Below are 23,379 nucleotides of genomic sequence, written 5' to 3'. Positions count from 1 at the left end.
AATGACCGTTTTCAAGGACACAGGCCCTCCAACATGCGCATTCTCGTCACCGGCGGAGCCGGATTTATCGGCTCGGCTCTGGTCCGCCATCTGATCCAAAACACCGAACACGAAGTGCTGAACCTGGACAAACTGACCTACGCAGGCAACCTGGAATCGCTGCAGAGCATCGCCAGCGACAGCCGCTATGAGTTCGTCAAGGCGGACATCGTCGACCAGGCCACCGTCAGCACCGTGCTGGCACGTTTTCAGCCCCAGGCGATCATGCACCTGGCGGCGGAGTCCCATGTCGACCGCTCCATCGACGGGCCATCGGATTTCATCCAGACCAATATCGTCGGCACCTACAGCCTGCTGGAGGCAACCCGCGCCTACTGGCACGACCTGCCCGAAGCGCAAAGGCAGGCCTTCCGCTTCCACCATATTTCCACCGACGAGGTCTATGGCGACCTGCATGGCGTCGACGACCTGTTCACCGAAACCACGCCCTACGCCCCCAGCTCGCCCTACTCCGCCAGCAAGGCCGCGTCCGACCATCTGGTCCGCGCCTGGCAGCGCACCTACGGCCTGCCGGTGCTGATCACCAACTGCTCCAACAACTACGGCCCGTTCCACTTCCCCGAGAAGCTGATCCCGCTGGTGATCCTCAATGCCCTGGCCGGCAAGCCCCTGCCGGTGTATGGCAACGGCCTGCAGGTTCGCGACTGGCTGTACGTCGAAGATCACGCCCGTGCCCTGTTCAAGGTGGTGACAGAGGGCGTGGTCGGCGAAACCTACAACATCGGCGGCCATAACGAGCAGAAAAACATCGACGTGGTGCAGGGCATCTGCAGCCTGCTGGAAGAGCTGGCCCCGCAAAAACCCCAGGGCGTCGTGCACTACGCCGACCTGATCACCTTCGTCCAGGATCGTCCTGGCCACGACCTGCGTTACGCCATCGATGCCGGCAAGATCGAGCGGGAACTGGGCTGGGTACCGGAAGAAACCTTCACCAGCGGCCTGCGCAAGACCGTGCAGTGGTACCTGGAAAACCTCGAGTGGTGCCGCCGGGTACAGGACGGCAGCTACCAGGGCGAACGCCTGGGTTCCACCGACATCAAGGATCTGATTGCATGATCAAAGGCATTATTCTGGCGGGGGGCTCCGGCACCCGTCTGCACCCCATCACCCTCGGCGTTTCCAAGCAGCTGCTGCCAATCTATGACAAGCCGATGATCTACTACCCGATCTCGGTGCTGATGCTGGCCGGCATCCAGGACATCCTGATCATCTCCACCCCCCAGGACCTGCCGCAGTATCGCAACCTGCTGGGCGATGGCAGCCAGTTCGGGGTGCGCTTCAGCTACGCCGAGCAGCCTTCGCCGGATGGTCTGGCCCAGGCCTTCCTGATCGGCGAGGCGTTCATCGGCAATGACCCGGTTTGCCTGATCCTCGGTGACAACATCTTTCACGGACAGTACTTCGGCGAACAACTGCGCGACGCCGTCAAGCGCAGCTCCGGGGCCACGGTGTTCGGCTACTGGGTCAAGGACCCGGAGCGTTTCGGCGTCATCGATTTCGACAGCGAAGGCCGTGCCCTGTCCATCGAAGAGAAACCCACGAAGCCAAAATCCAGCTACGCCGTCACCGGCCTGTATTTCTACGACAACGACGTGGTGCAGATCGCCAAGGCGGTCAAGCCCTCGCCCCGTGGCGAACTGGAGATCACCGACGTCAACAACGCCTACCTCAAGCGTGGCGACCTGCATGTGGAGCGCTTCGGCCGGGGCTTCGCCTGGCTCGACACCGGCACCCACGACAGCTTGCTGGAAGCCTCGCAGTACGTGCAGACCATCGAGCACCGCCAGGGCCTGAAAGTCGCCTGCCTGGAAGAAATCGCCTACGAAAACCACTGGATCAGCCGCGAGCACCTGCTGGAGCGCGCCGCCTATTTCGGCAAGACCGGCTATGGCCAGTACCTGTTCACCCTGGCCGGGGAGGCGCAATGAAGGTCATCCCCACCAAGCTGCCCGGCGTGCTGATCATCGAACCCAAGGTGTTTGGCGATGAGCGCGGTTTCTTCTACGAGAGCTTCAATGCCAGAGCCTTCGAAGAGGCCACTGGTGTTCGCGTGGATTTCGTCCAGGACAATCATTCCCGCTCGCAAAAAGGCGTGCTGCGCGGCCTGCACTATCAGTTGCAGAACACCCAGGGGAAACTGGTGCGCGTCACCCAGGGCGAAGTGCTCGACGTCGCGGTCGACATCCGTCGCAGTTCCCCCCACTTTGGCCAATGGGTCGCGGTGCGGCTGTCGGCCCAGAACCATCGCCAGCTCTGGGTGCCGGAAGGCTTTGCCCATGGCTTCGTGGTGCTCAGCGACTTCGCCGAGTTCCTCTACAAGACCACTGATTACTACACACCTTCCGCCGAGCGCAGCATTCGCTGGGACGACCCGACGCTCGCCATTGACTGGGAGCTCACCGAGCCACCGCAACTGTCCGCCAAGGATCAGGCAGGTACCTTGCTGGCAGAGGCTGAAGTCTTCCCATGACCACCCCCTTGAAAATCCTCATCAGCGGCCAGCACGGCCAGGTTTCCCGGGAGCTGCAGCAGCGACTCGGCGACCTGGGCGAGTTGGTGGTCCTGGGCCGCGGGCAGCTGGACCTGAGCCACCCGGAGCAGATCCGCCAGCAAGTACGCGCCGTGCGGCCGGACCTGATCATCAATGCTGCCGCCCACACCGCGGTCGATCAGGCCGAAAACGAGCCGGAGCTGGCCTTTGCAATCAACGCCAGGGCCCCCGGGATCTTCGCCGAAGAAGCCCAGGCCCTGGGCGTGCCACTGATCCACTACTCCACCGACTACGTGTTCGACGGGCGCAAGGACACGCCCTATGTGGAGGACGACGAGCCCAATCCACTGGGGGTCTACGGCCAGAGCAAACTGGCCGGCGAGCGGGCCATCCGTGAGGTTCAGGGGCAGCACCTGATCCTGCGCACCAGCTGGGTCTATGCCAGCCATGGCAAGAACTTCCTGCTGACCATGCAGCGCCTGCTGCAGGAGCGCCCCGAGTTACGGGTGGTGGCCGACCAGATCGGCGCGCCGACCTGGGCCGGTAGCATCGCCAACAGCACTCGGGCCCTGATCGAACGCTGGCTGGCCGGCAGAGCGGGTGCCTGGGGCACCTACCACCTGAGCGCCCAGGGCGAGACTTCCTGGTTCGGTTTCGCCCAGGCCATCGGCGAGCACTTGCTGGCCAACGGCAAACCCTGCGCAGTGCTGCAAGCCATCCCCGCCAGCGCCTACCCGACACCGGCCCCGCGGCCGTTGAACTCGCGCCTGGACTGCAGCCGCCTGGCTCGGGAATGGGGCGTGACCCAGCCAGACTGGCACAGCGCACTGCGCGAGTGTCTTGCCGAGCAGGGCTAGGCATAATGCGCCTGTATCCACAGGCGCCATTTCCATGACCGCACCCCTTCCCCGTCGTCCCCGCTGGCGCAGCCTGGCCTTGCTGGCCCTGTGCCTGGCGCCGCTGCTGTGGCCGCTGCAACACTTGGCCGAACGCTACTACCGCAACGAGCTGACCAGCCAGAATCGCCAGACCCTCGACCTGTACGTGGCCAACCTGCTGGGCACCCTGCACCGCTACGAAGTGCTGCCGCAGATTCTCGGCGACCTGCCGGCCCTGCGTGCCGTGCTCGGCGCGCCCGACGATGGCGTGACCCAGGGCAACGCCAACCGCCTGCTGAAGAACATCAGCGCCCAGACCGGGGCCGAAGTCATGTACCTGATGGACGCCAGCGGCAAGACCCTGGCGGCCTCCAACTGGGACAAGCGCGACAGCTTCGTCGGCCGCAATTTCGCCTTCCGCCCGTATTTCAGCGAAGCCATGGCCGGGCGCCTCGGACGTTTCTTCGGCCTGGGCACTACCTCGGCCAAACGCGGCTACTTCTTCGCCGCCGCGGTGCGCGACGGTGAGCGGATTCTCGGCGTGCTGGTGGTCAAGGTCGACCTGGACCACACCGAAAGCCTCTGGGGCCGGACCCCGGAGCAATTGCTGCTGACCGACCACAATGGCGTGGTGATCATCACTTCGCGCCCCGAATGGCGCTTTCGCGCGACCCGTCCCTTGAGCGATGAAGAACGCCAGGCGATCGTCGCCATCCAGCCCTACCCGACCCAGGACCCGCGCCCGCTGAACCTCAATCCCGATGCCTGGCTGACCCAGACCCAGCAGATCGAGGAAACCCATTGGAGCGTCAGCATCCTCGCTCCGCGCACCCTGATCGATCGCCCGGTGCGCACCGTGGTGGCGGTCGGCGCCGCGGCGCTGCTGGTACTGATGCTGCTGCTGGGGCTGATGATGCAGCGCCGCCGCCATTATCTGGAACGGATCGCCTTCGAAGCCAAAGCCCGGCGTGAACTGGAAATGCGCGTGGCCGAGCGTACCAGTGACCTGGAAAGCCTCAACCGGCGCCTGAAACAGGAAGTGCTGGAGCGTGAAACCGCCCAGCAGGAACTGGTGCGCGCCCAGGACGATCTGGTCCAGGCCGGCAAGCTCTCGGCCCTGGGCACCATGTCCGCGAGCATCAGCCACGAACTCAACCAGCCCCTGGCGGCGATCCGCAGCTACGCGGAAAACGCCGAGGTGCTGCTGGACCATCAGCGCACCGATGATGCCCGGTGCAATCTCAAACTGATCAGCGAACTGACCGGGCGCATGGCCTCGATCATCGCCCACCTGCGGGCCTTCGCCCGACGCGATCATCACGCCCCGGAGAGCGTGGCCCTGCAGCCGGCCCTGGATGACGCCCTGGCCCTGCTGGCCAAGCGGCGCCGGGCCATGGAAGTGGAACTGATCCGCGACCTGCCGGCGGCCACCCTGTGGGTCGAGGCCGGGGAAACCCGCTTGCGCCAGGTACTGGGCAACCTGCTGGCCAACGCCCTGGACGCCCTGACCGAAAAAGGCCCGCCGCGCAAACTCTGGCTGAGTGCCGAATCCACCGCCACGGGCGTCAACCTGTACATCCGCGACAACGGCCCGGGCTTCTGCATGGAAGCCCTGGGCCGCGCCGGAGAGCCGTTCTACACCACCAAGACACGGACCCAAGGCCTGGGCCTGGGCCTGGCGATCTGCGACACCTTGATGCGCGCCTTCGGCGGTGAGCTGTCGTTCGCCAATCACCGCGAAGGCGGCGCCCTGATCACCCTGCGCCTGCGCGCCGGCGCCCCCGGAGTCAGCCTGCAGCCCTCCGAGGATCGCGGGGTATGAAGCGTAGCGGCAACCACCTAGCAACCACGCCCGGCCCGGCGTTGCCGGCCACGACACGACCTGGAAAGTGAGCGATGACCCGTCCCGACAGCCTCGACCCTCAGTTGCAAGTGGTGTTGATCGACGACGATCCGCACCTGCGCCAGGCCCTGAGCCAGACCCTGGACCTGGCCGGGCTCAAGGTGCTGTCCCTGGCCGAGGCCCAGGGCCTGGCGCCGCGTCTTGAGCGAGACTGGCCCGGGGTGGTGGTCAGCGACATCCGCATGCCCGGCATGGATGGCCTGGAACTGCTCAACCAGCTGCATGCCCAGGACCCGGAACTGCCGGTGCTGCTGATCACCGGCCACGGCGATGTGCCCCTGGCGGTGCAGGCGATGCGCGCCGGCGCCTATGATTTTCTGGAAAAGCCCTTCGCCAGCGACGCCCTGCTGGACAGCGTGCGCCGCGCCCTGGACTGGCGGCGCCTGGTGCTGGACAACCGCAGCCTGCGCCTGGCCCTCAGCGACCGCCAGGAACTGAGTGCGCGGCTGGTGGGCCAGTCGGCGCCGATGCTGCGCCTGCGCCAGCAGATCGGTGCGCTGGCGGCGACCCGCGCCGATGTGCTGATCCTCGGCGAGACCGGCGCCGGCAAGGAAGTGGTGGCCCGCGCCCTGCACGACCTTTCCGCGCGGCGCAACGGTCCCTTCGTGGCGATCAATGCCGGGGCCCTGGCCGAGTCGGTGGTGGAAAGCGAGCTGTTCGGCCATGAACCCGGGGCCTTTACCGGCGCGCAGAAGCGCCGCATCGGCAAGTTCGAATTCGCCAACGGCGGCACCCTGTTCCTCGACGAAATCGAAAGCATGAGCCTGGATGTCCAGGTCAAGCTGCTGCGCCTGCTCCAGGAGCGGGTGGTCGAGCGCCTGGGCGGCAACCAGCAGATCCCCCTGGATATCCGCATCATCGCCGCCACCAAGGAAGACCTGCGCCAGGCCGCGGACCAGGGGCGCTTCCGCGCCGACCTCTACTACCGCCTGAACGTCGCCCCGTTGCGCATTCCTCCACTGCGCGAACGAGGCGAGGACGTACTGATGCTGTTCCAGCACTTTGCCGACGAGGCCAGTACTCGCCACGGCCTGCCGCGCCAGGAATTGCAACCCGGGCATCGCACCCTGCTGTTGAGACACCCTTGGCCGGGCAACGTGCGCGAGCTGCAGAACGCCGCCGAACGCTTTGCCCTGGGCCTGGAGCTGGCCCTGGACAACAACGAGCCGGAACAGGGCACGGTCGCCGTCCCGACACTGATCAGCGGCGGCTTGAGCGAGCAGGTGGAACACTTCGAAAAGAGCCTGATCGCCGCCGAATTGGCCCAGCACCACAGCTCGATGCGCAGCCTTGCCGAAGCCCTGGGCATTCCGCGCAAGACCCTGCACGACAAGCTGCGCAAACACGGCCTGAGCTTCGCCGACAACAGTGCCAGCCAGCCCGGCGATGAATCCGAATGAACCGCAGCAGCCACCCTTCCACCCTAGAGGCCCGTGCATGAACCGCGACAGTCGATACCTGGAATCCATCCTCCACCACGACATTCCCCTGACCCGGGACATGGGCCTGAAGGTGCTCGACTGGCAGGCGCAACAACTGCGCCTGCAACTGCCGCTGGAGGCCAACGTCAACCACAAGAGCACCATGTTCGGCGGCAGCCTGTATTGCGGCGCGGTACTGGCCGGTTGGGGCTGGCTGCATTTACGGCTCAAGGAAGAAGGGATTGATGACGGGCATATCGTCATCCAGGAAGGCCAGATCAGCTACCCGCTCCCGGTCACCGGCGATGCCGTGGCCATCTGCCCGGCGCCGGAAGACAAGGTCTGGAAGAAATTCCTTTCGATGTACCAGCGCTACGGTCGTGCCCGCCTGACCTTGCACACCCGGGTGGTCAACGTCGGCAGCGAAGCGGACGCGGTCCGCTTTACCGGCCAGTACGTCCTGCACCGCTGACCCGTTTCGGAACCAGCGCAAATCTGTAGGAGCTGGCTTGCCAGCGAAGAGGTCGGAAACCCTTGCACAGGGCTCAAGGGTCCCTTCGCCGGCAAGCCGGCTCCTGCACAAGAGGTTGCAGAGGCAATCGCCACAGGGCGATCAGGCGCGGGCCAGCTCCAGCAGTTTGCCGCGCCACGCAGCCTTGGCCGGTAGTGCGAGGAAAAAGCCGTTGAGCAACGACTCCCGAGGTGGATAGCAGAACGGCGCACCGGACAGGTCCAGCACTTCGCCACCTGCCCCTTCGAGCACGCCCTGGGCCGCAGCGGTGTCCCATTGGGAAGTCGGTGCCAGACGCGGATAACAATCGGCCGCGCCTTCGGCCAGCAGGCAGAATTTCAGCGAGCTGCCGATATTGGCCAATTGCAACTCACCCAGGGCCGCGCTCAAGCCACCCAGCAGACGCTCCTGCTCCGGACTCGAATGGCGCCGGCTGGCCACCACGGTAAAGGCCTCGCCAACACCCGGCTGCTCACGCACCCGGATCGCTTGCGGCGCCTGCCCCGGATCCACGCGCCAGGCGCCCAGGCCAGCGCCACCCAGATAGCAACGGCCATTGGTGGGCATCGACACCACGCCAAACACCACCCGTCCCTGTTCGATCAGGGCGATGTTGACGGTGAACTCTTCACTGCCGGAGATGAACTCCTTGGTGCCGTCCAGTGGGTCCACCAACCACCAGCGCTGCCAGCCGGCGCGGATGTCCTGGGGGATGTCGGCGTCTTCCTCGGAGAGCACCGGAATGCCGGGATCCAGGGCCCTGAGTCCAGCGACGATCAAGTGATGGGCGGCGAGGTCGGCGGCGGTCACCGGCGACTCGTCGGCCTTGTGGTTGACCGCCACTTCGGTGCGCCAGAACGGCACGATCGCCTCGCCAGCGCGCAAGGCCAGCTCAGCCACCGGGGCCAATAAAGGATGGGGGAAATTCATCGAGGTCATGCTCATGCTGGAAAGGCTCCGCGCTGGCTCAGCAGGTCGCGGGTCAGGTACAGCGCGGCCAGGGCCCGGCCTTCGCTGAACTGAGGATTTTGCGCCAGGCTGGCCAGCTCGCGCAGGTTGATCTTGTCGACCCGCATCGGTTCCGGCTCATCGCCCTCCAGGCGCTCTTCATACAAATCGGTGGCCAATACCACCTGGATCTTCTGGCTCATGTAGCCCGGGGACAACGACAGCTCGGTCAGATGCTCCAGTTGCCGCGCGCCAAACCCGGCTTCTTCCTTGAGTTCACGCTCGGCCGCCGCCAGCACATCTTCCCCCGGCTCGATCAGGCCCTTGGGCAGGGACAACTCGTAGGCGTCGGTGCCGCCGCAATATTCCTCCACCAGCACCGCATGCTCGGCATCGAGCATGGCCACGATCATCACCGCGCCATAACCCGCCCCCTTGCCCACCAGGCGCTCATAGGTGCGCTCCACGCCATTGGAAAACCGCAACTGCACCTCTTCGACACAGAACAGACGACTGGTGGCGACGATCTCGCGGGCGAGTACAGTGGGTTTCTGGCGCATAGCGGGCTCCTTGGCGATAGCGGGTTACTATACAGGCTGTTTTCTTACCGCTGGAGAAGTGTTCAATGGCCCTGCTGCCCTGGCGCGATATTGATACCGTCCTGCTGGACATGGACGGCACCCTGCTGGATCTGCACTACGACAACCACTTCTGGATGGAACATTTGCCCCAGCGCTACGCCGAATTGCATGGGGTCAGCCGGGCCATGGCCGAGCTTGAGCTGCAACCGCTGTTCGAACGCAATGCCGGGCAGCTGCAGTGGTACTGCCTGGACTTCTGGAGTGCCGAACTGAAGCTCCCGGTACGCGAGCTGAAGCTGGAAACGGCCCACCTGATTGCCCTGCGCCCGGACGCCGACACCTTTCTCGCCGCCATCAGGAACGCTGGCAAGCGGGTGATCCTGATCACTAACGCTCATCGCGATTCCTTGTCCCTGAAACTGGAGCGGGTCGAGCTGGCACCTTACTTCGAGCGCCTGATCAGCTCCCACGACTACGGGTTCCCCAAGGAAAATCCACAGTTCTGGGACGCGCTGCGGGCCGATATCCAGTTCGATCCGGCCCGCAGCCTGTTCATCGACGACACCTTGCCGATCCTGCGCAGTGCGCGGGACTTTGGTGTAGCGCAGTTGCTGGCGGTCAGTCGGCCGGACAGTCGCAAAGGACCAAAGGACACCGCGGAGTTCGCGGCCCTGGAAGATTACCGGGCGTTGCTCGAAGGGCTGTGAGGCCCTTCGCGGTCAAGCCCGTTCCCACACCATCCCGTAGGAGCGGGCTTGCCCGCGAAAGAACAGCCTCGATCATTCAGGGATACGCAGCACCTGGCCTGGATAGATCTTGTCCGGATGAGACAGCAGCGGCTTGTTGGCCTCGAAGATCTTGTGGTACTTGCTGGCATCGCCGTATTGCACCTTGGCGATGGCGCTCAGGGTGTCGCCCTTCTTCACGGTGACGAACACCGCGGACACCACCACTGGACCGGTCACCGTGATCTGGTCCTCGACACTGCCGACGCCGGCAATGTTGCCCAGGGCCAGGAGGATTTTTTCCTTCTCTTCCTGGCTCGCCACTTCACCGCTGACGATCACCTTGTCGCCTTCCACCGTGGCATGGACGTTGGGATTGCCCAGGCCGACCTTTTCGATGTGCTCCTTGAGTTGCTCGCTGGCATTGGCGTTACCCGGGGTCAACAGGTCAATCAGTTTCTCTCCGGCTTCCTTCACAAAGCTGAAAATGCTCATGTCGCACACTCCTTGGTTGATAGATCCAGACGCGAAAGACTAGACCAGCCCGACCGGGTGAGGTTCCCGGGCGACCAGTGACCCGGGGGCGCAGCGGCGCGGTAGAATCCCGGCCTTTTGCCGCTCAGGAGCGAAGATGGACCTCAAGCAGCTGAAATTCCTCATCGCCCTCGACGAAACCCGCCACTTCGGCCAGGCCGCCGCGCGCTGCCACATCACCCAGCCGACCCTGTCCATGCGCCTGCGCAGCCTGGAGGAAGAACTCGACCTGCCTCTGGTCAACCGTGGCCAGCGTTTCGAAGGCTTCACCGCGCCCGGTGAACGGGTCCTGGCCTGGGCCCGCACGGTCATGGCCGCCCATGACGGGTTGCTCGCCGAGGCCGCCGCCTGCCGCGGCAACCTGGTGGGCACTCTGCGGATGGGCGTCGTGCCGCTGTCGAGCTTCAATCCGCAGCCATTGCTGCAGCGCCTGCACGCCGAACACCCGAACCTGCGCTTCGAACTGTCGTCATTGAGTTCGGAGCAGATTCTCGAACAACTGGCGAGCAACCGCCTGGACCTGGGGGTTTCCTACCTGGAGCGCCTGGACGGCGAGCACTTCGACTCGCTGCCCCTGGAGCCCACCCACATGGGTCTGCTCTACGACCAGCGACACTTCAGCTTCGGCGAGCAACCTCTGAGCTGGGAGGCGCTGATCGAACTGCCCCTGGGCCTGCTCACCAGCGGCATGCACTTTCGCCAGTCCATCGACCACAATTTCCACATTCGCGGCCTGCAACCACAACCGGTGTTGCAGACCGACGCCGTCCACCAACTGGTGCAGATGGTCCATGGCGGCCTGTGCTGCGCGGTGATGCCGTTGGACAGCAGCCTGGAAACCCTCACCGAACACCTGCGCCTGCACCCCATCGAAGACGCCCAGACCCTGGCCCGACTGGGCCTGATCATGCGCCGCAGCGCGCCAACCTCAGCCCTGGCGCAAGCCTGCTTTGCCCTCTACCAGCAGTCCTTCAGCGGTTATTGATCGACGCCATCTATCAATGGATCGGCACTAGCAATTAGACGCGACAGATTGCCGCGCTTAGTCTTGTGAGCCGTTACGCGACTGGTCGCCCAGCCTCGGCGAAACGGGCACCCGCCCCGCTGCCAGCCAGCCCCACAACACCCTTCGAACGCGAGTACGCCATCGCGCTTGCCTGGCCATGGGCTGGCCGCGCCAACAGCGTCTCAACCTTGTCCACCTGCCGCCTGAGAGTGCGCTGCGGGTCCACAGCCCGCGATGGAGAGTCGCCCGTGAGTACACACAACCAAGCCGATCAGAAACCCGTGGCCCGCTACAAGCCCTACAAGGGACCGGCCGGTGGCTGGGGTGCCCTGATCAGCGTGGCCCAGGCCTGGCTGACCAGCGACAACGCGCTGAAGAACATCCGCATGATGCTCAAGACCAACCAGAACGGCGGCTTCGACTGCCCGGGCTGCGCCTGGGGCGACTCGCCGGAAAGCGGCATGGTCAAGTTCTGCGAGAACGGCGCCAAGGCGGTGAACTGGGAAGCCACCAAGCGCCGGGTGGATGCGGCCTTCTTCGCCAAGCACAGCGTCACCTCGCTGCTGGAGCAGAGCGACTACTGGCTGGAGTACCAGGGCCGGCTGACCGAGCCGATGCGCTACGACGCCGAAACCGACCGCTACCAGCCCATCAGTTGGGACAACGCCTTCAGCCTGATCGCCAAGCACCTGCACAACCTGCCCAGCCCGGACATGGCCGAGTTCTATACCTCGGGCCGAGCCAGCAACGAAGCGGCCTACCTGTACCAGCTGTTCGTGCGCGCCTACGGCACCAACAACTTTCCCGACTGCTCGAACATGTGCCACGAGGCCAGCGGCGTGGCCCTGGCGCAGAGCGTCGGAGTCGGCAAGGGCACTGTGACCTTCGATGATTTCGAACACGCGGATGCGATTTTCGTCTGGGGCCAGAACCCCGGCACCAATCACCCGCGGATGCTTGAACCTCTGCGCGAAGCAGTGAAGCGCGGCGCCCAGGTGGTCTGCATCAACCCGCTCAAGGAGCGCGGCCTGGAACGCTTCCAGCACCCGCAAAGCCCGATCGAAATGCTCACCAACGGCAACCGCCCGACCAACACCGCCTACTTCCGCCCGGCCCTGGGCGGCGACATGGCGCTGCTGCGGGGCATGGCCAAGTTCCTCCTGCAGTGGGAACGCGACGCACAGAAAGCCGGCGCAGCATCGGTGTTCGATCACGACTTCCTCAACGCCCACACCGCTCACGTGCTGGATTACCTGGGCACGATCGATGACACCCCGTGGGAGCAGATCGTCGAGCAGTCCGGCCTGACCCTGGTGGAGATCGAGCAAGCGGCGCGCATGTACGCCAAGGGCAAGAACGTGATCATGTGCTGGGCCATGGGCATTACCCAGCATCGCCACTCGGTGCCGACCATCCAGGAAATCGCCAACCTGATGCTGCTGCGCGGCAACGTCGGCAAGCCTGGCGCCGGCCTGTGCCCGGTACGCGGCCACAGCAACGTGCAAGGCGACCGCACCATGGGCATCAACGAACGCCCGCCAGTGGCCTTCCTCGATGCCCTGGAGCGGCGCTTCCAGTTCAAGGTGCCGCGGGACAACGGCCACAACGTGGTCGAGGCGATCCACGCCATGCTCGAAGGCCGCTCCAGGGTGTTCATCGGCCTGGGGGGCAACTTCGCCCAGGCCACTCCGGACAGCCCGCGAACCTTCCAGGCCCTGAGCAACTGCGACCTCACCGTGCAGATCAGCACCAAGCTCAACCGCAGCCACCTGGCCCACGGCAAGGACGCGTTGATCCTGCCGTGCCTGGGCCGCACCGACATCGACCTGCAGGCCGGCGGCCCGCAAGCGGTGACCGTGGAAGACTCCTTCAGCATGGTTCACGCTTCCAACGGCCAGTTGCAGCCACTGTCAGCGCAAATGCGCTCCGAGCCCTGGATCGTGGCGGGAATCGCTGCCGCGACCCTGGGCAACCATCCGCTGGACTGGAACTGGCTGGCGGCGGATTACGGGCGCATCCGCGACCTGATCGCCGACACCATTCCCGGCTTCAAGGACTTCAATGAACGGCTCAAGCACCCGGGCGGCTTCTACCTGGGCAACAGCGCCGGTTCGCGCCAATGGAACACCCCTTCGGGGCGGGCCAATTTCCGCGCCAACCTGCTGCCCAAGGACCTGATCCACGAACGCACCCGGGCCACCGGCCAGTTGCCGGACCTGATCCTGCAATCGATGCGTTCCCACGACCAGTACAACACCACTATCTACGGCCTCGATGACCGCTACCGCGGGGTCAAGGGCCAACGCGACGTCCTGTTTGCCAACGAGGCGGACATCATCCGCCTGGGCTTCAAGCCGGGGCAGAAAGCCGACATCGTTTCCCTGTGGGATGACGGCCGCGAGCGTCGGGTCAAGGGCTTCACCCTGCTGGCCTTCGACATTCCGGCCGGCCAGGCCGCGGCCTACTACCCGGAAGTGAACCCGCTGGTACCGTTGGAAAGCACCGGTGACGGCAGCCACACCCCGACCTCGAAGTTCATCGCCATCCGCCTGGAGGCGGCCAGCGACAACGGCCTGATCATGGCGCGTTCGGCCTGACTCCTGGCTTGAGCGCCTCTTCGCTGGCAAGCCAGCTCCTACGGCTAGGGTAGGAGCCGGCTTGCCGGCGAACGCCTCCCCACGGGGCTGAATCGCAGGCACAAAAAAGGCCGCCTTTGTATAAAAGCGGCCTCTGCGAAGTAGCTAAAGACTCGTAAAAACCACTTAAGTTCCGCAATAAAAACAACAAGTTATGAGATTGTGCAGCTCTCGTGCTATTCGTCGGATTTCGTTTGTAAGCATCGCGGTACAGCCTCAGGATCGCGCCGTCATCCCTTTGAGGTTCCCCCATGAAGTTCTCCTCGATTCTCTTGTTGTCCCTTGGCCTGGTCAGCGGCGTCGCCTCTGCCGGTGGCACCGTTGAAGCAGGTGTGGGCGGCGCATTGGGCGGGGTTCTAGGTTCGGTGGTCGGTCAGCAGATCGGCGGCAACACCGGTTCGGCCATTGGTGCGGCCCTGGGCGGTGCCGGCGGTAGCGCAGTGGGTGCGGACAAACGCAGCCGTGGCCAGGCAGCCATTGGCGGCGCCCTGGGCGCAGCCGGCGGCAACGTGGTCGGCCGCAGCATGGGCGGCAACTCCGGCAGCCTGATCGGTGCCGCGGCAGGCGGTGGCGCCGGCGGTGCACTGGGCAACTACATGGGCAACGAAAGCGCCCGGGAAGATCGCGACTACCGTGGCCGCGACGACCGCCGCTACTACCGCGACGACCACCGTGGCCGTGGCCATGCCTACGGGCATCGCAAACACCACCACTATCGCGACTGATCTGTCGCGACAGCTATCGGGATCAAACCAGCTGCAGACGCTCCAGAGCCGCGCGCAACGCGGGCGGAGTCGGCACCGGCTGGTTCGATCCCCGATCCACGAACACATGGACGAAACGTCCCGCCGCACAGGCGTCGGCCTCTCCCGCCTTGAACACCGCCAGTTCGTATTGCACTGAACTGTTGCCCAGCTTGCCGACCCGCAGGCCAATCTCGATTCGTTCGGGGAAGGCGATCGACGCAAAGTAGTCGCAGGCCGAGCTGACCACGAATCCCACCACCTCACCCCCGTGAATATCCAGGCCGCCCTGTTCGATCAGGTAGGTATTCACCGCCGTGTCGAAAAAGCTGTAGTAGGTGACGTTGTTCACATGGCCATAGACGTCGTTGTCGTGCCAGCGGGTGATGATCGGCTGGAAGTGGCGATAGTCGCCGCGTTGCGGCATAGGCTCGGACATCGGGGCTCTCTCCCTTGGATGGCTGATCGCCCGGCATTTCACCGCAGACGCCCAAGCCTTCGCAAACCCTTTTGCATCGATAGCGCCGGTGGCTTGTCAGGCAGCCAGATGGGCCTCGCACCACTCACGCACCGCGGCGTAAGGGTAATCCTCCAACGCCGCGAAACCGGGAATACTGCGGGCCTTGAGCCGGGTGAACAAGGGCACGCTGATGCCGCAAAGAAAGCGCGTCAGCCGCTCCGCTCCCGGTACGTCGCCGGTGTGCTGCTGGTGCCTGTGGATAAAATCGCCGCACAGCCCGTCGAAGTGTTTATCCACAAGCGCGGGCAACGCGGGAGGTTCCGGCAATCGCGCCACCTGGCTATGACAGACCGAGCAATGCCCACAACGCCGGGGCGCCTGCGCGTCACCAAAATACTGCGCCAGGCGATGCCCCAGGCACTGCTCGGTGGCGAACAGGTCGAGCATGGCGTGAATCCGTGCAATCTCGCTGCCTTCATGCCGAGTGAAGTAAGCGTGCAGATCAGTGCTCAAGGCACCGGCATCGAAGTCGGTTTGCAGCAGGCTGTAGACCTCGGTCATCTGTTTGCTTTCCAGCTCCACCCAGCCCTTCTCCTGGAAATAATCCAGGGCCTTGACCACCCGGGTGCGCGGCGCCTGGTACTGCTCGTAGAGCGCGTCGAAATTCACCGTGGCCCAGGTCCGGGCCCGGCTGGAGGTGTTGATGATGGCTTCGACAAAGTCCCGGCGCTCGCCTTCGAAACGCGCCAGCAGGGCCTGCGGTTGCTCAACGAACTTGAAACGGTATTCGGCGAAATAGGCGTAGCGCGGAGCGATCAGGCCGCGCAGTTCCAACTGCACCAGCAGGGTCTTGAGCGGCAACTGGCGAATGTTGCTCTGATCCGCCAGGGGCCCAAGCAGGAACTCCCACTGCCCCTCCGGCGCCGACGCTTGCAACTCATCCAGCACGCAGCGGATGCCGCTCAGTTCCGGGGTGTCGCCGTAGACGAAATTCTCCAGCACGTTGAGGCTGTCGCGGTTGGCCAGCACCAGGCAGTCCGAAGGCTGGCCGTCGCGCCCGGCGCGGCCGATTTCCTGGCTGTAGTTTTCGATGGACTTGGGCAAGTCGAAATGCACCACGTTACGGATGTCGCTCTTGTCGATGCCCATGCCGAAGGCGATTGTCGCGACGATGCAGTTACCGCGCCCTTCCATGAAGCGGCGCTGGATCGACTCGCGCTGCTCGTGGGGCAAACCGGCATGGTAGGTCTCGGCGGCGATGCCCTGGCGGCTCAAGTGCTCGGCGATCTGCTCGGCGGTCTTTTGCAGGGTCACATAGACAATGCTCGGCTGCCCGGCCCGCTCACCCATCCACTGCACCAGGCGCTGGCGCTTGTCAGCGCCGCGCACCGGCTCCACCAGCAGGTTGAGATTGGGCCGGTAGAAGCCGGTGGTCACCACATCCTGCAGGGCAATGGCGAACTTGGCCTGCATGTCGGCGATCACCTTGGGCGTGGCCGTGGCGGTCAACAGCAGGGTTTGCGGAATATTGAACTGGCGCTGGTAGTCCGGCAGCTTCAGGTAATCGGGACGGAAGTTGTGGCCCCACTCGGAAATGCAGTGGGCCTCGTCCACCACCAGCAGGGAGATGGGCACCTGCTGCAGAAAGTTGCGGAAGCGCTCGTTCTTCAGGCGCTCCACCGAGATCATCAGGATCTTCAGCTCACCGCTGCGGGCCCGGGCCATGACGTCATTGGCTTCATCGCGGCCCTGGGCCGAATCGATGCTGGCGGCGGCAACGCCGTGACGCTGGAGAAAGGCCAGCTGATCCTGCATCAGCGCCAGCAGCGGCGAAACCACCAGGGTCAGGTGCGGCAGCAGCAGGGCCGGCAATTGGTAGCACAGGGACTTGCCGGAGCCGGTGGGAAAGATCGCCGCCGCCGAGCGTCCGGCCAGTACCGCACTGACCGCGGCTTCCTGGCCCGGACGAAACTGTGGATAACCGAAGACCTGTTCGAGGGTGCTGTGCATAAGGGTCACTCCTTTGACCGCCGACCTGTGTTGAAGACTAGCGGCACAGGTCGGCGGGTCGAGAAAAGGTCGCGCAAAAACGGATACCGGATGATACCGGGTGATAGCGCTTTGCCTCGCAAGTCCGCCCCTGGGAGCCGGCGGGCCGGCGAAGCAAATGGCAAAACCTAACGCAGGTTCCGACAGTCCAGCCATTGCACGCCATTGTGCCGATTGGCCTCAAGCAGTGCCGGCACCGCCCGGGCGGCCTTGGCGTGGGTGTCATGAAACAGAATGATGCCGCGGCGCCAGAGCAGCATCAGGGTCTGCACCCGCTGGACGGCGCCCGTGGCACTGACCTTCTTGCTCCAGTCCTGGGAGTCGATGTTCCACAGCATCACCTGTAGCCCCTGAGCCTTGAAGAACCCGGCACTGTCGCTGCGGCGCTGGCCGTAGGGCGGGCGAAACAAGGGCTGGTACTGGTCCGCCAGCGTGCGATTGGCCAGATTGGCGCTGTGGATCACCGAGCTCTGCCAATCACGCCACGAGGCGTGGGATTTATGCTCCCAGCCATGTATGCCCACGCACTGGCCGTCATACAGCTCACGCATCTGCAAGGCCGAGGACTGGCTCAGGCGTGCCTGGAAAGAGTCCCCCAGCACAAAGAACAGGCTGTGCAGATCCTGGGCACGCAACACATCGATCAATGAATCGGTACGTCCACCGCGCGCAGTCGGGCCGTCATCGAACGTCAGCATGAACTGCCGGTCCGCCAGCTCGTCCCCCAACTGCTCCGCCGGATCCATACGCTGGATCTCACTGCTGACCGTGGGAAACAGCGCCGCCAAACGCAACTGCTCGTTCAGGTACTGCTGGTGAAACACAGCGCTGGCCTCGGCCCAGCGCTCATAGCTGACCTTGCTGCCGGCAGTGAAGCTGGCCACCAACTGGCGCAGCTCCCCCAGGTTGCGCACCGGCAGGCAGAACGGCATGCCCTCGCAGCCCTGGCTGGCCAGGCGATAGTTGTTCAGCAACAGTTCCCAGAAGCGCTGGCGCACCTGATTCACCGATTTCAGGTCCAACTGCCTGACGCCCAGGCGCTGCTTCAAGGCCGGCTCGTCCAGGGTTTCACTGTCCAGCAACGCCTTGCCGAACATCAGAATCTCGCCCCGTGAAGCGCTGTCAAAATCCTCTGGGCGGGTCAGGGAATTGGGCCAGCCACTGCGGTCGATGGTGGCGAACATCTGCGGCCCGGCCGCCTGTGCCACACCGCCGGACAGGCACAGCGCCAGCAACCAGGGGAAAACACGAAATCGCATATCAACCTCCATAAATGCACAACGCGCCGCTGCCGGCGCGTTGTGGAGATAACTTCTGCCTGTGTGATCAGCGGTTTTGCAGCCGCTCTATGGCCTTGTCGTACACCGGGTTGGCCTTCTGCTCCCGGGCTTTTTGGTAGTGCTCAAGCGCCGTGGCCAACTGCCCGGCGTCCTCGTAGATGCGCGCCATGTCGTAGTAGGCACTGGCGCGAATGGTCGATGCGGCCGGGCCGCTGGCCAGGGCGATGGCCTTGCGATCCGCGGCGATGGCCTCGTCGGGGCGGCTGTTCTTGCGATTGGCCAGGGCCAGGTTGCTGTAGGCCTGGGCAAAGCTTGGCTCGAGCTCGATGGCTTCGCTGTAGAAGATCCGCGCCCCGCCGAAATCGCCCTTGCGGTAGGACTCCTCGCCTTTGAGGTTGAGGCTCTTGGCATCCACCGGCCCGAAGTCCTTGGCCACCACTTCATCGATGGACTTGGCATTCTCCAGCAGCGGGTCGAGCGCGCTCATGACCGATTCCGGCTCCTCGCTGCCTTGCAGCAGCCGGTCGATATCCTGCAAACGGCCATCGGCGGTCAGGCGAAACACCACCCACAGATTGCCCTTGCGGTTCTGCGGCACCCGGTAGCTGCGGATCAGCGCAGCGCCTTTATAGACGAAGACCCGCGCCTGGCTGCGGCCCAGGGACAACGCTTCGTAGCTGGTGCTGTTGGTGAAGTCGTGCACGGCAAAGACGTAGGCGTCGCCCGGCACACGCTGGTCGATGGTGATGGTTTCCGGCCGGCTGCTGTCGCTGCTGTCCGAATCCAGGCGAGCTCCGGGGCCCTTGCCGGTGGCGAAGTACAACAGCTTGTGGGGATAACTCAGGTGGGCATCGAGGTCTTGCCCCGGCGCGCTCCAGCTCAGCACTATGCGCAGGCTTTCCGGGTTGTCCAGCAGCGGACTCAGGGCGTAGTTGAGCCCCTGGCAAGGACACTTGACCCGCAGGTCGGCGTAACCGGCCTTACGGATCAGCAGCTCACTGGCCGGCGAATCGGCCACCTGGGCCGTCAGGGTTACCCGGCCCTGGGCATCGGTGCTGCCTGCAACCTGAGTCGCGCCCTGTTGCAGCTGCACCTGGGCATCAGCCAGCGGCGCGCCCTTGGCCACCGCGTCCAGCACCTGAATCGACACGGCCTGGGCCTGTACCGAAACCGACAGCATCCCTAGCCACAACAGCGCCGCGAGGCGAAAAAAAGCCATAACAAAATCCCTGTAGATAAGGGTGACCGGGCCTCTATCCCGGCCCACCAGCCAGCGGCGAACCATACACAGTTTTGCCCGCCAATGCTCGGTCCAACCTGGGAAACCGCGGGCAAAAAGGCGCCAGAGCCGTCGTGCAATGAACAACTTGCCCAGCCGCCCGCTGGTTGCAAAGCTGCCGGAGAATCGCCGTACACTGCGCCTTCTCAAACACCGCAAGCGAACCCGATCATGCAACTGGCCCCCGGTTTTCCCGACGACGCCGTCATGCGTCAACTGATGCAACTGCTGCATGAGGAAATCGGCCTGCCCGAGCGCAAGACCCTGCGCTTGAGCACCGCCATCAACCTCGACCTGGGCTGCGACGGCGCCGACGCCCGGCATTTGCTGCTGGCCCTGGAAGAGCAGTTCGGAATCGATTTTGTCGACTTCGACAGCTATCGCTACTTCCAGCCCGAAGGCTTCGACCCGTTCCAGAAACGCCGAGCCAAGGGCCGTGGCGACAAGGTGCCGCTGACCATCGGCATGCTGTACCAGGCGACCAGGCAACAGCGCTGGGACACCCAGGCGCTGGAAGCGCTCTAAGCCCGGCAGGGGTCAATCCACCCTCGAACAACATCCGCAGCGGCGACCTGCCCAGCCTTGGAGCACACTGGCGCACCGGGCATTAAGTGCTAATATTCTAGCAGTTAACGCTGAAAAACTTAGGAATAATGGCACATGGCTAAGAAGACCGCCCCACTCCTGCCTGCCACAAACAAGCTGCTCAATGCCTTTGGCGAACGCCTGAAACTGGCTCGCCTGCGGCGCAAGCTGACCGCCAAGCAAGTGGCCGAACGAGCAGGCATGTCACTGACCACATTGCGCTCCCTGGAGTCGGGCGGGTCCGGCGTGACCATGGGAGCCTACCTGTCGGTGATGCAGGTGCTGGGGCTGGAACGGGACCTGGAGCAACTGGCGGCCCGCGATGAGCTGGGCCGCCAACTGCAAGATGCCCGGCTCTTGCCGAGAGACAGCAACGCGCCAGGCAAAGCACGCCGCGCCCCCAGCCTGCGTTCGGCCAAGGCGCCTGCCGCCGGACTGACCCTGCATGAAGCCGCGGCCGAGCTGCTCACTCCAGCACCGCCCTCGGCTGGCTTCCCGATCAATACCCAGTCGCTGAGCAGCCTGCTGCAGCCCGCGAAAAAGCCCACGCCAAGGATGGATGAGCCATGACCCTGATCGCCGTCCATGCCGATTGGCAATCCTTGGGCGGGCCAAGGCGCCTGGGCTGGCTGCATGTCGGGACAGTCCGCGCTGCCAGCGTCTTCGAATTCGAATATGACCCCGCGGCGCTGCTCGATCCCGAGCTCACCCAAATCGCCCTGGACCCGCGCATCGGGCGCTTCGCCGGCCGGCAATTCAGCGGCCAGCAACAAAACCGCTTTGGACTGTTTTCCGACTCCAGCCCCGATCGTTGGGGCCATCTGCTGATGCAACGCCGGCTGGAGCGGGACATTCGCGAAGGCCTGGCGCCCGTCGGCACGCGCCTGCAGGACGCCGACCTGCTGCTGGGCGTGCATGACCTGTATCGGGTCGGCGCCCTGCGCTACCGCCTCAATGATCAAGGCCCGTTCCTCGATGATCGCGATGGCCTGGCAGCGCCGCCGTTCGTCGAACTGCGGGCCTTGGAACAGGCTAGCCGCGCCCTGGAAAACGATCCCCACAACAGCGCCGCCGACGGTGGCCAATGGCTGCGCATGCTGATCGCCCCGGGTGGATCACTGGGCGGCGCCCGCCCCAAGGCCAGTGTCGCCGACGACGAGGGCCATCTGTGGATCGCCAAGTTTCCCAGCGTCCGCGACGAACATGACGTTGGCGCCTGGGAGATGCTGGTCAACGCCCTGGCCAGCCACTGCGGCTTGCGGGTGCCCGGGGCCATGGCGCGACGCTTCGCCAGCGACCAACACTGTTTCATGGTCAAGCGCTTCGACCGTACCGAAACGGGCGGCCGACTGCACTTTGCCTCGGCCATGACCCTCACCGACCGCAGCGACGGCGACGACGCCTCCACCGGCGCCAGCTACCTGGAACTGGCCGAAGTGCTGATCGCCCACGGCGCACAAACCCGTGCCGACCTGCGTGAGTTGTGGTCGCGGATGGTCTTCAACCTGTTGGTGTGCAACAGCGACGACCACCTGCGCAACCATGGCTTCCTGCTCGAACCCGGGCGCGGCTGGCGCCTGTCCCCGGCCTACGACATGAATCCCTGCGCCCACGCCAGCGGGCTGAAACTCAACATCACTGAAGCCGACAATGCGCTGGACCTTGAACTGGCACGGGAAGTAGCGGCATATTTCCGCCTCGGTCGTGCAGAGGCCGAAGGCATCATCGAACACTGCCAGAGCGTGGTTCGCCAATGGCCGACCCTGGCCCAGGCCCTGGGGCTGTCCCGGCGCGAGCAAGAACGCATGGCGCCGGCGTTTCGACTCGCACAGCAGTAAACAGCACGGCCGTTGGACTTCGCCAACCCGTCAATCGACAAGGACAGTCAGTGGACGTATTGATGGGCTTGCTCGCCGCCCTGCTCTGGGGCGGCACCGATTTTCTCGTGGGGCTCAACGTCCGCGCCGTAGGCGTGAAACGAGCGGTGTTCTTCAGCCAGAGCCTGGGGTTCATCCTGATGAGCCTACTACTGGTGATCTTTCCCGCCATCCTCTACAAGGCCCTGGCCGCGCCCGCGCAAGTCTGGCTGATGGGCGTGCTCGCCGCGGCCTTTACCGTCTCCGGCGCCCTGGCCCTGGGCAAGGCCTTCGCCCTGGGCAAAGCCTCCATCGTCGCCCCATTGGTGACCTCCTACGGCGTGGTCACCACCCTGCTGTCCTGGGCCAGCGGCGAACAGATCAGCCTGCTGCAGCTCATGTGCATCCTGTTGTGCGTGATCGGCGTGATCCTCTCCAGCCTGCACTCGAACCCCAAACTGCCCCACAGCACCGCCGCCGGCCGCTCGATCTTCTTCGCCCTGCTCTCGGCCTTGCTGTATGGCACCAGCTTCTGGCTGCAGGGCCGCTACACCCTGCCGCAACTGGGGCCGATCAGCATGCTCTGGCTGGGTTACGCAGTGGGTAGCGGCGTGATGCTGCTGATGGTGCTCAAAGTCGCGGACGGGCTGAAGATCCCGCCGCTGAAGAACTGCGGCCTGCTGGCCGCCACCAGCCTGATGAACCTGGGCGCCTTCTTCGCCTTTTCCTGGGGTGCCATGAGTGGCTCGGTGTCGGTGGTGACGGTAATCAGCACCCTGTCCGGTGGTATCGCTGCGGTGCTGGGCTATGTGTTCTTCAAAGAGCGGCTGACGGCGGTGCAAGTGACCGGGGTGGTGCTGGTGTTGCTGGGGGCGTTGGTGTTGCACTTGAAGACGTGAGGCGAACGGCTATTCGCAGCCCATAAAAGACACGCCCTACAGAATGCGTCGAATTGGGCTGATGGAGCCCCCTGAGCAATCGAACCTATAGTTCGGACATCGCTGAAAGATACAGCGAGCGGGTTTGGTCACCCGAGAACAGCAAAACGCACCACTCCTCACGGGTGCATCTGTTTACGACCTAAAGCGACCCATACCATGAACGCAATGGACCTTGATCGAACCCGCTATCAACCGCTCAAGAGCAACTTCACCAGCACCGCAGCCCTAGTAATCGACACCCAGGCCGATGCTCTGGACCTGCATAGCTGCGCAAGACAACGCCTACGGGCGGCCTCCGACTTACTGGAGACCCTCACTTGCCTGAGCTTTGATCAGGCGGACAGCAAAGACACCACCCATGTCGTCAACGCGCTTTATCTATTGGTGCAGGACGGCTGTGATCTGTTGGAACACGCCCACTTGCGCATGCCCTGAGCCGCTCCGATCTCAAATAGCAGGTACAAAAAAGCCGCCCCGAAGGGCGGCTTTTTC

The 23,379-nt window shown here is 64.3% G+C and carries 23 protein-coding genes; 16 read left to right on the top strand and 7 right to left on the bottom strand.

The annotated features are described in order from the left end of the window. The first annotated feature begins 33 nt into the window (after positions 1-33). The 7 genes from rfbB to BLV47_RS24890 all read left to right on the top strand — a co-directional run bounded on the left by rfbB (position 34) and on the right by BLV47_RS24890 (position 7,225). A complete protein-coding gene (rfbB, locus tag BLV47_RS24920; RefSeq protein WP_092318668.1) occupies positions 34-1,116 on the top strand; it encodes a dTDP-glucose 4,6-dehydratase in 1,083 nt (360 codons plus the stop codon). Beyond that, positions 1,113-1,988, top strand: a complete 876-nt coding sequence (rfbA, locus tag BLV47_RS24915; protein WP_092318666.1) for a glucose-1-phosphate thymidylyltransferase RfbA — start codon at positions 1,113-1,115, stop codon at positions 1,986-1,988. The genes rfbB and rfbA overlap by 4 nt, the downstream gene beginning before the upstream one ends. After that, positions 1,985-2,530, top strand: coding sequence for a dTDP-4-dehydrorhamnose 3,5-epimerase (gene rfbC / locus BLV47_RS24910; protein WP_092318664.1), 546 nt, complete (start codon positions 1,985-1,987; stop codon positions 2,528-2,530). The genes rfbA and rfbC overlap by 4 nt, the downstream gene beginning before the upstream one ends. Then, positions 2,527-3,408, top strand: a complete 882-nt coding sequence (rfbD, locus tag BLV47_RS24905; protein ID WP_092318662.1) for a dTDP-4-dehydrorhamnose reductase — start codon at positions 2,527-2,529, stop codon at positions 3,406-3,408. Before rfbC ends, rfbD begins: the two co-directional genes overlap by 4 nt. A 34-nt stretch (positions 3,409-3,442) precedes the next feature. Continuing rightward, the gene (locus BLV47_RS24900) at positions 3,443-5,251 is read left to right on the top strand and encodes a sensor histidine kinase (RefSeq protein ID WP_092318660.1); all 1,809 of its coding nucleotides are present in this window, start codon (positions 3,443-3,445) and stop codon (positions 5,249-5,251) included. A gap of 74 nt (positions 5,252-5,325) precedes the next feature. Then, the gene (locus tag BLV47_RS24895) at positions 5,326-6,732 is read left to right on the top strand and encodes a sigma-54-dependent transcriptional regulator (protein ID WP_092318658.1); all 1,407 of its coding nucleotides are present in this window, start codon (positions 5,326-5,328) and stop codon (positions 6,730-6,732) included. 37 nt (positions 6,733-6,769) lie between these two features. Further along, positions 6,770-7,225: a YiiD C-terminal domain-containing protein gene (locus BLV47_RS24890; protein ID WP_092318656.1), complete on the top strand. Its 456-nt coding sequence runs from the start codon at positions 6,770-6,772 to the stop codon at positions 7,223-7,225. A gap of 141 nt (positions 7,226-7,366) precedes the next feature. Here the strand turns inward: BLV47_RS24890 and cysQ are convergent, their stop codons facing one another. Together cysQ and nudE are read right to left on the bottom strand one after the other, a co-directional pair. Then, positions 7,367-8,194: a 3'(2'),5'-bisphosphate nucleotidase CysQ gene (gene cysQ, locus BLV47_RS24885; protein ID WP_092320565.1), complete on the bottom strand. Its 828-nt coding sequence runs from the start codon at positions 8,192-8,194 to the stop codon at positions 7,367-7,369. An 11-nt stretch (positions 8,195-8,205) separates the two neighbouring features. Next, positions 8,206-8,772 carry an ADP compounds hydrolase NudE gene (gene nudE / locus BLV47_RS24880; protein WP_060837055.1) on the bottom strand — a complete coding sequence of 189 codons (567 nt, stop codon included), beginning with the start codon at positions 8,770-8,772 and terminating at the stop codon, positions 8,206-8,208. A 65-nt stretch (positions 8,773-8,837) separates the two neighbouring features. On the opposite strand from nudE, the gene yrfG reads away from it, so the two are divergent. Then, complete coding sequence (gene yrfG, locus BLV47_RS24875; protein ID WP_092318652.1) at positions 8,838-9,500, top strand: GMP/IMP nucleotidase; 663 nt, start codon at positions 8,838-8,840, stop codon at positions 9,498-9,500. Positions 9,501-9,572: 72 nt separating this feature from the next. Here the strand turns inward: yrfG and lysM are convergent, their stop codons facing one another. After that, on the bottom strand, positions 9,573-10,013 hold the full coding sequence (gene lysM / locus BLV47_RS24870) for a peptidoglycan-binding protein LysM (RefSeq protein WP_092318650.1): 441 nt from the start codon (positions 10,011-10,013) through the stop codon (positions 9,573-9,575). A gap of 136 nt (positions 10,014-10,149) precedes the next feature. On the opposite strand from lysM, the gene BLV47_RS24865 reads away from it, so the two are divergent. From BLV47_RS24865 to BLV47_RS24855, 3 genes are all read left to right on the top strand, one after another. After that, positions 10,150-11,037 carry a LysR family transcriptional regulator gene (locus BLV47_RS24865; protein WP_092318648.1) on the top strand — a complete coding sequence of 296 codons (888 nt, stop codon included), beginning with the start codon at positions 10,150-10,152 and terminating at the stop codon, positions 11,035-11,037. A 269-nt stretch (positions 11,038-11,306) separates the two neighbouring features. Beyond that, positions 11,307-13,655 carry an FdhF/YdeP family oxidoreductase gene (locus BLV47_RS24860; protein ID WP_092318646.1) on the top strand — a complete coding sequence of 783 codons (2,349 nt, stop codon included), beginning with the start codon at positions 11,307-11,309 and terminating at the stop codon, positions 13,653-13,655. Positions 13,656-13,945: 290 nt separating this feature from the next. After that, positions 13,946-14,419 carry a glycine zipper domain-containing protein gene (locus tag BLV47_RS24855; protein WP_092318644.1) on the top strand — a complete coding sequence of 158 codons (474 nt, stop codon included), beginning with the start codon at positions 13,946-13,948 and terminating at the stop codon, positions 14,417-14,419. Positions 14,420-14,441: 22 nt separating this feature from the next. On the opposite strand, the gene BLV47_RS24850 is transcribed toward BLV47_RS24855, so the two are convergent. From BLV47_RS24850 to BLV47_RS24835, 4 genes are all read right to left on the bottom strand, one after another. Beyond that, positions 14,442-14,876 carry an acyl-CoA thioesterase gene (locus BLV47_RS24850; RefSeq protein WP_092318642.1) on the bottom strand — a complete coding sequence of 145 codons (435 nt, stop codon included), beginning with the start codon at positions 14,874-14,876 and terminating at the stop codon, positions 14,442-14,444. Positions 14,877-14,972: 96 nt separating this feature from the next. Next, positions 14,973-16,907: a RecQ family ATP-dependent DNA helicase gene (locus tag BLV47_RS24845; protein ID WP_092318640.1), complete on the bottom strand. Its 1,935-nt coding sequence runs from the start codon at positions 16,905-16,907 to the stop codon at positions 14,973-14,975. Between the two features lie 167 nt (positions 16,908-17,074). After that, the gene (locus tag BLV47_RS24840) at positions 17,075-18,205 is read right to left on the bottom strand and encodes a polysaccharide deacetylase family protein (RefSeq protein ID WP_092318638.1); all 1,131 of its coding nucleotides are present in this window, start codon (positions 18,203-18,205) and stop codon (positions 17,075-17,077) included. Positions 18,206-18,272: 67 nt separating this feature from the next. After that, positions 18,273-19,445: a tetratricopeptide repeat protein gene (locus tag BLV47_RS24835; RefSeq protein ID WP_092318636.1), complete on the bottom strand. Its 1,173-nt coding sequence runs from the start codon at positions 19,443-19,445 to the stop codon at positions 18,273-18,275. 231 nt (positions 19,446-19,676) lie between these two features. Here BLV47_RS24835 and BLV47_RS24830 point away from each other — a divergent pair, with 231 nt between their 5' ends. From BLV47_RS24830 to BLV47_RS24810, 5 genes are all read left to right on the top strand, one after another. Then, on the top strand, positions 19,677-20,030 hold the full coding sequence (locus BLV47_RS24830; protein WP_092318634.1) for a DUF1493 family protein: 354 nt from the start codon (positions 19,677-19,679) through the stop codon (positions 20,028-20,030). A 135-nt stretch (positions 20,031-20,165) separates the two neighbouring features. Then, complete coding sequence (locus BLV47_RS24825) at positions 20,166-20,660, top strand: helix-turn-helix domain-containing protein (protein WP_092318632.1); 495 nt, start codon at positions 20,166-20,168, stop codon at positions 20,658-20,660. Beyond that, positions 20,657-21,928, top strand: coding sequence for a type II toxin-antitoxin system HipA family toxin (locus tag BLV47_RS24820; protein WP_092318630.1), 1,272 nt, complete (start codon positions 20,657-20,659; stop codon positions 21,926-21,928). Before BLV47_RS24825 ends, BLV47_RS24820 begins: the two co-directional genes overlap by 4 nt. Before the next feature lie 62 nt (positions 21,929-21,990). Next, positions 21,991-22,845, top strand: a complete 855-nt coding sequence (locus BLV47_RS24815; RefSeq protein WP_208605327.1) for a DMT family transporter — start codon at positions 21,991-21,993, stop codon at positions 22,843-22,845. Positions 22,846-23,043: 198 nt separating this feature from the next. After that, positions 23,044-23,322, top strand: a complete 279-nt coding sequence (locus tag BLV47_RS24810; RefSeq protein WP_092318626.1) for a hypothetical protein — start codon at positions 23,044-23,046, stop codon at positions 23,320-23,322. The last annotated feature ends 57 nt before the right edge of the window (positions 23,323-23,379 follow it).

Origin of the sequence: Pseudomonas saponiphila, assembly GCF_900105185.1 — a bacterium.
GTDB classification, from domain to species: Bacteria; Pseudomonadota; Gammaproteobacteria; order Pseudomonadales; family Pseudomonadaceae; genus Aquipseudomonas; species Aquipseudomonas saponiphila.
The sequence above is the reverse complement of the archived record's forward strand: the minus strand, read 5'-3'. Positions and strand labels throughout refer to the sequence as shown.